This is a genomic window from Sanguibacter sp. 25GB23B1 (genome assembly GCF_040012415.1).
Lineage (GTDB): Bacteria > Actinomycetota > Actinomycetes > Actinomycetales > Cellulomonadaceae > Sanguibacter.
On the sequence record NZ_JBDYKL010000004.1, the window covers coordinates 176,471 to 189,439 of the forward strand.

Below are 12,969 nucleotides of genomic sequence, written 5' to 3' on the forward strand. Positions count from 1 at the left end.
GATCACGTTGTGAACGTTCACATCGCGGATCGTCCATCAATGTCACACCCGGCGTCGGCCCTGCCGGAGCCCTTCCGGGGTGAGACACCAGTACCATGGACGGACGTCGTCTCAGGCAGCGCAAGCAGTTCGCGCGCCTGCCTTCCCTAGGACGCAGATCGGACCCCAGCCTCGCGTGCACACTTCGAGCCAAGCATCGGCCCACCCGTCGAGCCGTCCCCGCGGCACCGGTGGCGCAGCAGCCTCCCCGGCGGGCGACGCCGACCGCGCCCCCGTCCCGGCGGCCCCGCGACCCTCGGCACCTCGGTCGCCCCACGGGGGAGCACGCCCGGCCCGGCCGGGTCAGGCGACGTCTGGTCTCCGTGGGCGGGTCGGTGCGTACGTCGCGCTGACGAAGCCGCGGATCATCGAGCTCCTTCTCGTGACGACGCTCCCGACGATGATCCTCGCGGCCGACGGCCTGCCCTCGTGGTGGCTCGTGCTCGCGACGCTCGTCGGCGGAACCGCTGCTGCTGCGTCCGCGAACGTCCTCAACTGCTACCTCGACCGTGACATCGACGAGGTGATGGACCGCACCAAGCGGCGTCCGCTCGTCACCGGCGAGGTGACCCCGCAGTCGGCCCTCGTCTTCGGTCTCGTCCTCGGCGTGGTCTCGCTCCTGTGGTTCGCCCTCGTCGTCAACGTCCCCTCGGCGCTGCTCACCGCGGGCGCCATCCTCATCTACGTCGTCGGCTACACGATGATCCTCAAGCGCCGGACCCCGCAGAACATCGTCTGGGGCGGGATCGCCGGCTGCATGCCGGTCTTCATCGGCTGGTCCGCCGTCACGGGGAGCCTCAGCTGGGGTGCTGTCGCGCTCTTCCTCGTCATCTTCTTCTGGACGCCGCCGCACTACTGGCCGCTGTCGATGAAGTTCCGTCGGGACTACGCCAACGCGGGCGTCCCGATGCTCCCGGTGGTCGCCGACGACACGAAGGTCGCTCGCGAGATGGTCATCTACACGGTCGCGATGATCACGTGCTCGCTCGCGCTCGTGCCGCTCGAGGACATGTCCTGGGTGTATGCCGTCGTCGCCTCCGCGCTCGGTGCGTGGTTCCTCTCCTCCTGCATCGGCATGTACCGACGTGCGATGGACCCGACGCGCGGCAAGCTCGGTGCGATGAAGGTGTTCCACGGCTCGATCACGTACCTGACCCTGCTGTTCGTCGCGGTGGCGGTCGACGTCTTCCTGCCGTTCTAGGACGGCTGCGACGGTGGCTGATCCAGCTGCGACACCCCAGACGCCTCCCAGTGCTGCGAGCCGGGCGCTCCAGGTCTACCTCGACCACCTGACGGTCGAGCGAGGCAGCTCCCCGAACACTGTGGGCGCCTACCGCCGCGACCTCACGCGCTACGTGCTCTTCCTCGACGCGTCGCACATCGAGCTGGCGGAGGCCACGATGAGCGACGTCGAGGCGTTCGTCGCGGCACTGCGGACCGGCACGGACGGGGGAGCGGTCCTGTCGGCCGCGTCGACGGCCCGCAGCCTCGCTGCGCTGCGCGGCTGGCACAAGTTCTGCGTCGAGGAACGGCTCACCACCTCGAACCCGGCCCTCGGCATCCGGCCTCCCAGCCGGCCCAAGCGCCTGCCCAAGGCGATCTCGACGCACGAGGTCGAGCTGCTCCTCGAGGCCGCGGGTGCGGGCGAGGGGCCCGGGCCCTTGCGCGACCGGGCGCTCCTCGAGCTCCTGTACTCCACGGGTGCGCGCATCTCCGAGGCTGTGAACCTCGACATCGACGACCTCGACCTCACCCCGGGCACCGCCTCCGTGCGGCTCTTCGGCAAGGGCAGCAAGGAGCGCGTCGTGCCGGTCGGCTCCTACGCCGTCGAGGCGCTGGAGGCGTACCTCGTCCGTGGCCGGGCGTCGTACTCGTCGGCGGGGCGCGGGACGCCCGCGGTGTTCCTCAACACCCGGGGCGACCGCCTCAGCAGGCAGAGCGCGTGGGCCGTGCTGCGCTCGTCCGCCGAGCGCGCCAAGCTGCCCGGCGCGGCTCACGTCTCCCCGCACACGCTGCGCCACTCCTTCGCGACGCACCTGCTCTCCGGCGGCGCGGACGTGCGCGTGGTCCAGGAGCTCCTGGGGCACGCCTCGGTCACCACGACGCAGATCTACACGATGGTCACCCCCGACGCGCTGCGCGAGGTGTACGTCCAGTCCCACCCGCGGGCCATCGGCTGAGGCCCCGAGAACGCGACATGCAGCGGCGCGCTTCAGCGTCCGGGGGAGCCGCCTGCGGTAGCGTGGGCGCGTGAGCAGCCAGGCCCCGACCGACACCAGCGACCAGACGCTCGACCCCGTCGGGCGCCTCCTGCCCGACTTCCCGGAACCGGCCCCGCTGGCCAGTCATGGCCCTGCGCGCATCATCGCGATGTGCAACCAGAAGGGTGGCGTGGGCAAGACGACCACGACCATCAACCTCGGTGCCAGCCTCGCGGAGTACGGCCGCCGCGTGCTCATCGTCGACTTCGACCCGCAGGGCGCCGCGTCCGTGGGCCTCGGGGTGAACCCGCACGAGCTCGACCAGACGGTCTACAACCTCCTCATGGAGCGTCGTGCGGACATCCACGACACGATCGTCCCCACGCGTGTGAGCGGCCTGCACGTGCTCCCCGCGAACATCGACCTGTCGGCCGCCGAGGTCCAGCTCGTCGGTGAGGTGGCCCGCGAGTCGGTGCTCTCCCGCGTGCTGCGCCCGGTCACGGACGACTACGACGTCATCCTCGTCGACTGCCAGCCGAGCCTCGGCCTCCTCACGGTCAACGCGCTCACCGCTGCGCACGGCGTCCTCATCCCGCTCGAGTGCGAGTTCTTCGCGCTGCGCGGCGTCGCGCTCCTCGTCGAGACCATCGAGAAGGTGCGCGACCGCCTCAACCCGCGCCTCGAGGTCGACGGCATCATCGCGACGATGTTCGACAACCGGACGCTGCACTCCCGCGAGGTCGTCGCCCGCGTCTTCGAGGCTTTCGGCGAGACGCTCATGCACACCGTCATCGGCCGCACCGTGAAGTTCCCGGACTCCTCGGTGGCTGCAGAGCCCATCACCACGTACGCACCGACGCACGCGGGCGCGGTCGCCTACCGCCAGCTCGCGCGTGAGCTCGTTTTCCGTGGCGACGCTGCCTGAGACAGGCCTGACGGCCGAGGCGCTCCCGGCGGACGCGGCCGCAGGGGAGTTCGAGGTCCATCTCGAGAACTTCTCCGGACCGTTCGACCTGCTCCTCTCGCTCATCGCGAAGCACAAGCTCGACATCACCGAGATCGCGCTCGCGCAGGTGACGGACGAGTTCATCTCCTACCTGCGGGCTGCCGAGCGTGACCTCGACACGACGAGCGAGTTCCTCGTGGTCGCCGCGACGCTGCTCGACCTCAAGGCCGCGCGCCTCCTGCCCGCGGGAGACGTCGACGACGCCGACGACCTCGAGCTGCTCGAGGCCCGGGACCTGCTCTTCGTCAGGCTGCTGCAGTACCGCGCGTACAAGCAGCTGGCGGGAGTGTTCGCGGAGCGGCTCGCCGACCAGGGCCGGGGCTTCCCGCGGATCGCGCCGCTCGAGCCGCACGTGGCGGCGCTGCTGCCCGAGCTCGTGTGGACGGTCACGCCCGAGCAGCTCGCCGAGCTCGCCGCCCGCGCGCTCGAGCCGGCGCCCCCGCCGCCGACCGTCGACGTGGGTCACCTCCACTCGCCGCTCGTCAGCGTCCGGGACCAGGCAGCGCTCGTCGTCGACCGGTTGCGCTCCCACGGGGCGGCGTCCTTCCGCACGCTCGTCGCGGACGCCGACGGCGTCATGGTCGTCGTTGCTCGCTTCCTCGCCCTGCTCGAGCTCTTCCGCGAGGGTGTCGTGTCCTTCGACCAGGTGACACCGCTCGGCGACCTCACCGTGCACTGGACCGGCGGCGACGTCGAGGACGTCCGCGTCCAGGGCGACTTCGACGAGCAGGGGGATCCCTCATGAGCGCGACCCACGACGAGCCGGGTGCGGGCCCGGACGTCCGCGCGCTGCCGGGCGGCGTGCCGGCCGCGATCGAGGCGATCCTCATGGTGACGGACGAGCCCGTCTCGGCTGTGCGTCTCGCCACAGCGCTCGCTGTCCCGGTCCCTGAGGTCGAGGCGAGCTTGCGCGCGCTGTCCGCGGAGTACTCCGGGCGGCTCGTGCCGGAAGAGACGGCGACCGGTCCTGGCGGCGACGCTCCGCGTCGTCCCGCCGGCTTCGAGCTCCGCGAGGCGGGCGGCGGGTGGCGGATCTACAGCGCACCGGCGTTCGCGGACGTCGTGGCGCGCTTCGTCACCGACGGGCAGACCGCGCGGCTCACGCAGGCGGCGCTCGAGACGCTCGCGGTCATCGCGTACCGCCAACCGGTCACGCGGGGCCAGGTCTCGGCTGTCCGCGGGGTCAACGTCGACGGTGTGGTGCGGACGCTCAGCGCCCGGGGACTGGTCACCGAGGTGGGGACCGAGGCGGCCAGTGGTGCACTTCTCTACGGAACCACGGGATACTTCATGGAGCGCATGGGTTTTTCTTCGCTCGACGAGCTGCCCGCGCTCGCACCACACCTGCCCGAGATCGACGCCCTGGAGGGCTTCGAGGACGTCGGTCCTCGCGGCCGCGACGACCGGTGGGCAGGATGGGTGGGAGGCGGGGCGCACGAGCAACCCGTGGCGCCTGAACTGGAGGACAAGTAGATGAGCAACACCCGTGGTGGCCGCAAGAAGGCCCTGCCGCAAGAAGCACCCCGCGACGTCCACGTACCCGACGGCGTCCGCCTGCAGAAGGTGCTCGCGACCGCCGGCCTGGGATCCCGCCGCGCCTGCGAGAACCTCATCACGAACGGACGCGTCGAGGTCGACGGCATCCGCGTGACCGAGCTCGGCGTGCGGGTCGACCCCGTGAAGAACGCCGTGCACGTCGACGGCATGCGGATCCAGCTCGACACGTCCCTCGTGACGATCGCGCTCAACAAGCCGCTCGGCGTCGTCTCGACGATGCACGACCCGGAGGGGCGCCCCACCCTCGCGCAGTTCGTCGCCGACCGCCCCGAGCGCCTGTTCCACGTCGGCCGCCTCGACGCCGAGTCGGAAGGGCTGTTGCTCCTCACGAACGACGGCGAGCTCGCCAACCGCCTCGCGCACCCCAAGTACGAGATCCCCAAGACGTACCTCGTGCACGTCCAGGGGCGCGTCTCGGGGAGCATCGCCAACGCGATGCTCCACGGGATCGAGCTTGAGGACGGCACGGCGAAGGTCGACCGCTACAAGGTCGTCGACACCAACCCGCAGTCGAGCCTCGTCGAGGTGGAGCTGCACGCGGGCCGCAACCGCATCGTGCGGCGCATGTTCGACGAGGTGGGCCACCCTGTGACCCAGCTCGTCCGCACCAAGATCGGGCCGGTGCGCCTCGGTGACCTGCGCCCGGGCCGCGTGCGCGTGCTCGGCCAGACCGAGCTCGGCACGCTCATGGCCGACGTCGGCCTGTGACCGCGCTGTGACCGCTCTCTGCGCGGCCCGTCGGACGGCGGGCCGGTCATGACCGTGCGCGCCATCCGCGGCGCCACGCAGCTCGACACGGACGAGCGCGAGCACCTCTTCGCGCGCACGACCGAGCTCGTGCGCGAGGTGCTGCGCGCGAACGACGTCGACACCGAGTCGCTCATCTCGATCATCTTCACGTGCACGCCCGACCTCGTCTCCGACTTCCCGGCGGCCGCCGCGCGGGAGATGGGGCTCGGGGACGTCCCGCTCATGTGCGCCACGGAGATCGCCGTGCCGACCGCGCTGCCCCGGGTGGTGCGCCTCATGGCGCACGCGAACCTCGAGGTGCCACGATCTGACGTCCGGCACGTGTACCTGCACGGCGCGACCGCACTACGAAAGGACCTGGCGCAGTGAGCCTCACGATCGCCATCGACGGGCCGTCCGGCTCCGGCAAGTCCAGCGTCTCCCGGGAGGTCGCGCGCAGGCTCGGCCTCGCGTACCTCGACACGGGCGCGATGTACCGCGCCGCGACGTGGTGGTGCGTGCGCAACGGGCTCGAGCTCACCGACCAGCCGGCTGTCGCCGGTCTGGTCGCGCGCATCCCGCTCGCCATGGTCACGGACCCTTCCGGCCCGGCCGTCCACGTGGACGGGATCGACGTGGGGGAGGCCATCCGCGAGTCGGCCATCTCCACGGCCGTGAGCGCGGTCGCGACCAACCTCGACGTGCGGGCCGAGCTCCAGGCCCGCCAGCGCGCGGTCATCGTGGCCGAGTCCGCCGGAGGCTTCTCCGGCGGCGCGGGCGTGGTCGCGGAGGGCCGGGACATCACCACGGTCGTCGCACCGGATGCGGACGTGCGGATCCTGCTCACCGCGAGCGAGGACGCGCGCCTCGCGCGCCGCGCCCGCGACGTGCACGGGGCCGACGACGCCGCCAGCGTCGACGCGACCCGCGACCAGGTGCTGCGCCGCGACGCGGACGACTCCACGGTGTCGTCCTTCCAGGTCGCCGCCGACGGCGTGGTCACCGTCGACTCCTCGGAGCTCGACTTCGAGCAGACCGTCCAGGCCGTCCTCACGGTCGTCGAGCGCACGGTCGGCGCGAGCGCATGAGCACCAACCCGCCGAAGATACCCGGGCCTCGCAGCGCGGCATGGTCACGGTGGGTCGGGGTGTTCCTCGCGCGCGTCGTGTGGAACACCCGTGCGGTCGGGCGGTCGAACGTCCCCGCGGACGGGCCGTTCATCCTCGCGGCCAACCACACCGGCCTCATCGACGGGCCCGTCGTCGTGGGCGTCTCCCCACGACCGGTGCACATGCTCGTCAAGGAGGCCATGTTCACCGGGGCGGTCGGGAAGTTCCTCGACGCCGCCGGGCAGATCCCCGTCGACCAGCACGGCGGGCGGGCGGCGCTCGCGGCCGGTATCGGTGTGCTGCGGCGCGGCGGCGGCCTCGGGATCTTCCCTGAGGGCAACCGCGGCCGCGGCGACGTGTCGACCGGTCACGCGGGCGTGGCGTGGCTCGCGCTCAACGGCAAGGCCCAGGTGGTTCCGGTCGCCGTGCTCGGCACGCGGAGCACGGGGCAGAAGGTCAGCGCGCTGCCGCGGTTCCGGCGCCGGCTGTATGTCGAGTTCGGCGAGCCGTTCCTCGTCGAGCGCACGCCCGGGACCAGCGGGAAGGTCGCGCTCGAGCAGGCCAACCTCCAGATCCGGGAGGCGCTGTCGGCGCTCGTCGTCGATGCCGTCGCGCGGACGGGGATCGCGCTCCCGGCCGACGACCCGAACCGGGATGCGGTCGCCTGAGGGCACCTGAGGGCGCCTGAGACAGCGTGTTCGTGAACCCGCCCCGTTCCTGGGACAATGGGTCCATGAGTACGCCTGAGCACAACCACACCGAAGACGTCGTCGCAGCAGCGCAGCCCACCACGGACCTCCCGGTCGTCGACCAGGACAGTGCCCTCGTGGACGCCGGCGACGACGCCTCCGACGCGGGTCGTGAGCGCGCGCTGCTCGCCGGGCTGGCCGAGTACGACCTCGCGGACGACGATCTCGCCCTCCTCGACGGCGACCCCGCCGCGCTCGCGCGCGCCGCGTCGCTCGCGCCGCTGCCGGTGCTGGCCGTCGTCGGCCGCCCGAACGTCGGCAAGTCGACGCTCGTCAACCGCATCATCGGTCGCCGCGAGGCGGTCGTCGAGGACAAGCCCGGCGTCACGCGCGACCGCGTGAGCTACCCGGCCGAGTGGGGTGGCCGCAACTTCATGGTCGTCGACACCGGCGGCTGGGAGGTCGACGTCCTCGGGCTCGACGCCCGCGTGGCCGAGCAGTCCGAGATCGCCATCTCCCTCGCGGACGCGATCATGTTCGTCGTCGACGCGACCGTGGGTCCCACCGCCACGGACGAGCGCGTCGTGAAGCTTCTCCGCAAGTCCGGCAAGCCCGTGGTGCTCTGCGCCAACAAGGTGGACGGCCCGCGTGCGGAGGCCGACGCCTCCGAGCTGTGGAGCCTCGGCCTCGGCGAGCCGTACCCCGTCTCGGCGCTGCACGGCCGTGGCACCGGTGACCTCCTCGAGGCCGCCATGAAGGCGCTGCCGACCACCACCGAGCACGGTGTCGCGATCCAGCAGGGGCCGCGACGCGTGGCGCTCGTCGGGCGCCCGAACGTCGGGAAGTCCTCCCTCCTCAACAAGGTGGCCGGCTCCGAGCGCGTGGTCGTCGACGACACCGCCGGCACCACCCGCGACCCGGTGGACGAGCTCATCACGCTCAAGGGCAAGCCGTGGACCTTCGTGGACACTGCCGGCATCCGCCGCCGCGTGCACCAGACGCAGGGCGCCGACTTCTACGCCTCGCTGCGCACGCAGGCCGCGATCGAGAAGGCCGAGGTGGCCGTGGTGCTCCTCGACGCGAGCGTCTCGCTCACGGAGCAGGACACCCGCGTGATCTCGCAGGTCATCGAGTCCGGCCGCGCCGTGGTCATCGCGTACAACAAGTGGGACCTCATGGACGAGGACCGCCGCCCCTACCTCGAGCGCGAGATCGAGAAGGAGCTCGTGCAGGTCCAGTGGGCGCCGCGCGTGAACATCTCGGCGAAGACCGGGTGGCACATGGACCGCCTGGTGCCCGCGCTGGAGAAGTCGCTCGAGTCGTGGGACACCCGCATCTCGACCGGCAAGCTCAACTCGTTCCTCGGCGAGCTCGTGGCGGCGCACCCGCACCCGCTGCGCGGTGGCAAGCAGCCCCGCATCCTCTTCGCGACGCAAGCCTCCACGCGCCCGCCGCGCTTCGTCATCTTCGCCACCGGGTTCCTCGAGGCAGGCTACCGCCGCTTCATCGAGAGGCGCCTGCGCGAGACCTTCGGCTTCGAGGGCTCGCCCATCTCGATCTCGGTGCGCGTGCGCGAGAAGCGCAAGCGCTGACCTGGTCGGTTTCTGCTCGGTAGTACCTGAGACGACGGTGCGCGTTCGCCGTCCGTTCACGCGGACGGATCGACGCGTACCGTCGTTTTTCACTACGATCGGGCCATGAGCGCACCAGGACACTCCCCGTCAGGACTTGCCCAGGCCCAGCAGAAGATGCGCGACGGGGGAGTGCACCCCACCGCCATCGACGTCTTCTCCCACTTCTACGGGCTCCTCGAGTCCGGTGAGACAGGTGTCATCCGCGAGGCGGACGTGGACCCGCTCGTCGAGGTGGACCGTCAGGCCGACCTCGACATCGCTGAGGAGGTCGGGCGCGAGGCGCTCGCCCAGACGGCGATCATCAAGCTCAACGGCGGCCTCGGCACGTCGATGGGCATGGACAAGGCGAAGTCGCTGCTCACGGTGCGGGGCGACGAGTCGTTCCTCGACATCATCGTGGGCCAGGTGCGGCACGCGCGGGCTGCGTCCGGGGCGCGCCTGCCGTTGATCTTCATGAACAGCTTCCGCACGCAGGAGGACACGCTCGCGGCGCTCGCGAAGCACCCGGACGTGGCCGTCGAGGGTGTGCCGTTGGACTTCCTGCAGAACCGCGAGCCCAAGCTCCGGGCCGACGACCTCACACCGGTGACGTGGGATGCGGACCCGAGCCTGGAGTGGTGCCCGCCGGGTCACGGCGACCTGTACACGGCGTTGCAGACGTCCGGGGTGCTCAAGGACCTCGTGGCGCAGGGCTTCCGGTATGTGCACGTTTCGAACTCCGACAACCTCGGCGCGTCGCCCGACGCGGCTGTTGCCGGGTGGTTCGCGTCCTCGGGCGCACCCTTCGGCGCGGAAGTGGCTGTGCGGACGCCTGCGGACCGTAAGGGCGGGCACCAGGTGGTCCGCAAGAGCGACGGCCGCATCGTGCTCCGCGAGACGGCCCAGACCCTCGACGAGGACGCTGATGCTGCGTCGGACATCTCGAAGCACAAGTACTTCAACACGAACAACCTGTGGTTCGACCTCCAGGCGCTGACGGCCGAGCTCGACCGGACGAACGGCGTGCTGCAGCTGCCGCTCATCAAGAACTCTAAGACGGTGGACCCGGCGGACCCGTCCTCGACGCCGGTCATCCAGATCGAGTCCGCCATGGGTGCGGCGATCGAGGTGTTCGAGGGCGCTGTGGTGCTCGAGGTGGACCGGTCGCGGTTCCTGCCGGTGAAGACGACGAACGACCTGCTGGTGCTCCGCAGTGATGTGTACGAGCTGGGGGAGGACTACCTGCTGCGCCCTGTGGTGGACGCGCCGCTCGTGGACCTCGATCCGGCGTACTACAAGACGATCGGGAAGTTCGACGCGAGGTTCTCGGCTGGGGCGCCCTCGCTTGTCGGGGCTTCGTCGCTGAGCGTGGCGGGGGACTGGACGTTCGAGGCTGGTGTGACGGCTGTGGGGGAGGCTGTGCTGGCTGATGCTGGGGTGGCGTCGACCGTTCCAGCCGGGGCCACGATCAGCGCGGACGGGCTCTCCTTCTCCTGAGGTCTGGTTGGTTGGCCGGCGTGGGCCGTGTCGTGAGCACCGCCCACGGTGAGGTAAAGTTCTCTACGGCCCTCCGGGGCCGGTAAGGCTCCTCAAGACAGTCCTCGGACTGGCGCGGGAGCCTTCGGGATGTGGCGCAGCTTGGTAGCGCACTTGACTGGGGGTCAAGGGGTCGCAGGTTCAAATCCTGTCATCCCGACCAGCGTTTACGCAGGTCGGAGGCCATCACCGCGAGAGCGGGGGTGGCCTTTTTCGCGTCTGGGAGCCTAAGTCTGGCGAGGATGCAGGTGGACACGATTGCATCACGGTGCACGCACTCGTTCCCGCTGCTCGCCCGGCTCTGATTCGCCGCAAGCGCGCTGGCATGGTTCCACCACTGCGAATGCGAGTTCATCGCCGCTCACGTCGAGCGCGGGTCCTCCGAGGACGACTCGCGTGGTGCGCGAGGCCGTCGGCGATGTGCGCACGGTCGGCCAGTGGCGCACACCCTCAATGCTGCTCCTTGATCGGTGAAGTGGGGGTCTTGCGCGCGTGCAGCATGAGCGTGAAGCCCCATCCGGCTCGCTCCATTGGCCATGACCATGCCCGTGCTGTGGCCGGGCCGAGGGTGCGTTCTAGGGTGCGACGGATGCGAGGTGAAGCAGGGTAGTGACGGTATCCGTGGTGCGCGGTGGGCGTCACACTGCGAAGGGTCTGGACGCTGAAGTCGTCCTTGACGAGGTCGATGAGTTCATCGGCAGAGAACCACTTTCGTCGAGCATCCGGGTGGGCCGGTGGGATCGTGCAGTGATCTTGGAGCACCGGGCGGTTCTGTGTGGCGAGGAAGAGGTGTCATGGAAATCGAAGCTCACCTGTGTGCTCCTCCGGACGACGTCTGGGGCATCGGCGATCTCCGCATCCGGTAGGTGTTCTGTGTCACGACGCTGGTGACAGTCGTTGGTAGACGTGAGGTGCTCCCGAAGAAATCCCACATACACGCGCCATCCTCCGCTAGAGTCGGTCACACCCTGTTAGATCAGGTTTCCGGAACCGGAGGGCCCACACCGTCATGTCCGAACCTTGGCTATCTGCCGACGACATCGCCGCCCACCTGGGTGTCACGAAGGACACGGTGTACGCGTGGATCGCTGACAAGGCGATGCCCGCCCACAAGGTTGGTCGTCTCTGGAAGTTTCAGGCCAGCGAGGTCGATGAGTGGGTCCGGCGCGAGGGTGCGGCTGCCTCGGATGAGTCTCCGGCGACCGGTTGAACGCATGCACGGCACGTTTTGTGGGTGGGCACAGATGGCCTGATCGACTTGGTTCGCGACGACGAGGAGGGGTGCACGATGGCTGAAACACGGGCGCGATACGCGCTGTCATTCACCAGTGGCGCCCTTCTCTCGCGCGAGGCCCTGATCGCCGCCCCGATATACCTAGGCGAGCGCGACTGGATCGAGACACGAAAGCTGCTGGAGCAGGACAACCTCCTCCAGGCTCGCACCCGTTCCTCAGGCACCCGCCTTGCGCGTGAGGTCGCGCAGCGTCTCGCGGTGCTCGCCGTTGAGGAGCTCGAACTACTCCTCGATGCTACGCCCTCTGAGCGTGGACATCTCATGTGGGTGGCTGCCTGCCGCCGCTACGCACTGATCGGCGAGTTCGCCGAAGAGGTTCTCCGGGAACGGTTCCTTGTCCTCGCCCAGACACTCGACTACGACCACTTTGATAGCTTCATCCGCGGGAAGACCCTCTGGCATGAGGAAGTCGCCAGCCTCAAGGATTCAACGTTGAAGAAGCTCCGCTCCACGGTGTTCCGCATGCTCACCGAGGCGGGGCTTCTATCGCAGGGACTCATCGTCCCGGCCGTTTTGTCGCCGCGCGTCGCCGCGCGTCTCGCATCCCGCACTCCCAGCGATGGCCGCTTCTTCCCAACCGGGGGTGTCGCATGATCACGACACACGACCTACACCGGGAAGAGGAACACCTCTTCAACGTGCTCAGTGGCAAGCGCTTCCTTCAGATGGAGGGCCTGAGCAACGAGGTGCCGTTCTTCATCTACCCCTACCCGGCTGAGGCAGCGCTCAAGGTCGCCCAGGCGAAGCAGCGGGTGAAGAACAAGCTCAGTCAGAAGGGAATCTCGGTCTACGAGGTAAACCTCTACGACCTGTCGGTGGAGATCCTCAAAGAGCGCGGGGTCTGGGAAAGGGTCATCCTTGCCGAGCCTGACACCGACAAGGACGACTTCCGCGAAATGCTCCAGGGGATGCTCGACCCGCAGATTCACATCGCGCCGGCCATCCGCGCGAAGGTTGCTGAAAACGACTTTGACATCTTCTTCCTCACCGGGCTCGGCGAGGTCTTCCCTTACATCCGGTCCCACAACGTGCTCAACAACCTCCAGAGCGTTGTGACTGGCAAGCCCATGCTCATGTTCTTCCCCGGTCGCTACGAGCAGTCCGACACCCTAGGCTCCTCGCTCGTGCTCTTTGGACGGTTGAAGGATGACCAGTACTACCGAGCCAAGAACATCCTGGAACAGGAAGCGTGACCC

General features: G+C 69.4%; 14 protein-coding genes and 1 tRNA gene. All 15 read left to right on the forward strand.

Translation table 11 applies throughout. From position 1 onward, the window contains the following. Positions 1-175: 175 nt before the first annotated feature. The 15 genes from ABKW26_RS04480 (at position 176) to ABKW26_RS04550 (ending at position 12,966) form a co-directional block, all read left to right on the forward strand. Positions 176-1,240 carry a heme o synthase gene (locus tag ABKW26_RS04480; protein ID WP_348591232.1) on the forward strand — a complete coding sequence of 355 codons (1,065 nt, stop codon included), beginning with the start codon at positions 176-178 and terminating at the stop codon, positions 1,238-1,240. A 13-nt stretch (positions 1,241-1,253) separates the two neighbouring features. Further along, positions 1,254-2,219 carry a site-specific tyrosine recombinase XerD gene (gene xerD, locus ABKW26_RS04485; RefSeq protein ID WP_348591233.1) on the forward strand — a complete coding sequence of 322 codons (966 nt, stop codon included), beginning with the start codon at positions 1,254-1,256 and terminating at the stop codon, positions 2,217-2,219. 70 nt (positions 2,220-2,289) lie between these two features. Then, positions 2,290-3,165, forward strand: coding sequence for an AAA family ATPase (locus tag ABKW26_RS04490; protein ID WP_348591234.1), 876 nt, complete (start codon positions 2,290-2,292; stop codon positions 3,163-3,165). Further along, on the forward strand, positions 3,158-3,991 hold the full coding sequence (locus ABKW26_RS04495) for a ScpA family protein (RefSeq protein WP_348591266.1): 834 nt from the start codon (positions 3,158-3,160) through the stop codon (positions 3,989-3,991). Before ABKW26_RS04490 ends, ABKW26_RS04495 begins: the two co-directional genes overlap by 8 nt. After that, on the forward strand, positions 3,988-4,719 hold the full coding sequence (locus ABKW26_RS04500) for an SMC-Scp complex subunit ScpB (RefSeq protein WP_348591235.1): 732 nt from the start codon (positions 3,988-3,990) through the stop codon (positions 4,717-4,719). The genes ABKW26_RS04495 and ABKW26_RS04500 overlap by 4 nt, the downstream gene beginning before the upstream one ends. Further along, positions 4,720-5,511, forward strand: a complete 792-nt coding sequence (locus ABKW26_RS04505) for a pseudouridine synthase (protein ID WP_348591236.1) — start codon at positions 4,720-4,722, stop codon at positions 5,509-5,511. Between the two features lie 48 nt (positions 5,512-5,559). Further along, positions 5,560-5,922: a chorismate mutase gene (gene aroH / locus ABKW26_RS04510; RefSeq protein WP_348591237.1), complete on the forward strand. Its 363-nt coding sequence runs from the start codon at positions 5,560-5,562 to the stop codon at positions 5,920-5,922. Further along, positions 5,919-6,620: a (d)CMP kinase gene (gene cmk, locus ABKW26_RS04515; RefSeq protein WP_348591238.1), complete on the forward strand. Its 702-nt coding sequence runs from the start codon at positions 5,919-5,921 to the stop codon at positions 6,618-6,620. Before aroH ends, cmk begins: the two co-directional genes overlap by 4 nt. Continuing rightward, a complete protein-coding gene (locus tag ABKW26_RS04520) occupies positions 6,617-7,309 on the forward strand; it encodes a lysophospholipid acyltransferase family protein (RefSeq protein WP_348591239.1) in 693 nt (230 codons plus the stop codon). Before cmk ends, ABKW26_RS04520 begins: the two co-directional genes overlap by 4 nt. Positions 7,310-7,374: 65 nt before the next feature. Next, positions 7,375-8,922, forward strand: a complete 1,548-nt coding sequence (gene der / locus ABKW26_RS04525; RefSeq protein WP_348591240.1) for a ribosome biogenesis GTPase Der — start codon at positions 7,375-7,377, stop codon at positions 8,920-8,922. Positions 8,923-9,027: 105 nt separating this feature from the next. Continuing rightward, a complete protein-coding gene (locus ABKW26_RS04530) occupies positions 9,028-10,440 on the forward strand; it encodes a UTP--glucose-1-phosphate uridylyltransferase (protein ID WP_348591241.1) in 1,413 nt (470 codons plus the stop codon). Between the two features lie 125 nt (positions 10,441-10,565). Further along, positions 10,566-10,642, forward strand: a tRNA-Pro gene (locus tag ABKW26_RS04535). A gap of 846 nt (positions 10,643-11,488) precedes the next feature. After that, on the forward strand, positions 11,489-11,689 hold the full coding sequence (locus tag ABKW26_RS04540; protein WP_348591242.1) for a helix-turn-helix domain-containing protein: 201 nt from the start codon (positions 11,489-11,491) through the stop codon (positions 11,687-11,689). Positions 11,690-11,713: 24 nt separating this feature from the next. Then, positions 11,714-12,367, forward strand: coding sequence for a DUF1819 family protein (locus ABKW26_RS04545; protein WP_348591243.1), 654 nt, complete (start codon positions 11,714-11,716; stop codon positions 12,365-12,367). Then, complete coding sequence (locus tag ABKW26_RS04550; protein ID WP_348591244.1) at positions 12,364-12,966, forward strand: DUF1788 domain-containing protein; 603 nt, start codon at positions 12,364-12,366, stop codon at positions 12,964-12,966. The genes ABKW26_RS04545 and ABKW26_RS04550 overlap by 4 nt, the downstream gene beginning before the upstream one ends. The last annotated feature ends 3 nt before the right edge of the window (positions 12,967-12,969 follow it).

Bases quoted from the DNA above. Each gene is read 5' to 3' on its own strand.
- ABKW26_RS04500 (WP_348591235.1), top strand. From the start codon at position 3,988: ATGAGCGCGACCCACGACGAGCCGGGTGCGGGCCCGGACGTCCGCGCG.
- ABKW26_RS04505 (WP_348591236.1), top strand. From the start codon at position 4,720: ATGAGCAACACCCGTGGTGGCCGCAAGAAGGCCCTGCCGCAAGAAGCA.
- aroH (WP_348591237.1), top strand. From the start codon at position 5,560: ATGACCGTGCGCGCCATCCGCGGCGCCACGCAGCTCGACACGGACGAG.
- ABKW26_RS04520 (WP_348591239.1), top strand. From the start codon at position 6,617: ATGAGCACCAACCCGCCGAAGATACCCGGGCCTCGCAGCGCGGCATGG.
- der (WP_348591240.1), top strand. From the start codon at position 7,375: ATGAGTACGCCTGAGCACAACCACACCGAAGACGTCGTCGCAGCAGCG.
- ABKW26_RS04530 (WP_348591241.1), top strand. From the start codon at position 9,028: ATGAGCGCACCAGGACACTCCCCGTCAGGACTTGCCCAGGCCCAGCAG.
- ABKW26_RS04540 (WP_348591242.1), top strand. From the start codon at position 11,489: ATGTCCGAACCTTGGCTATCTGCCGACGACATCGCCGCCCACCTGGGT.
- ABKW26_RS04550 (WP_348591244.1), top strand. From the start codon at position 12,364: ATGATCACGACACACGACCTACACCGGGAAGAGGAACACCTCTTCAAC.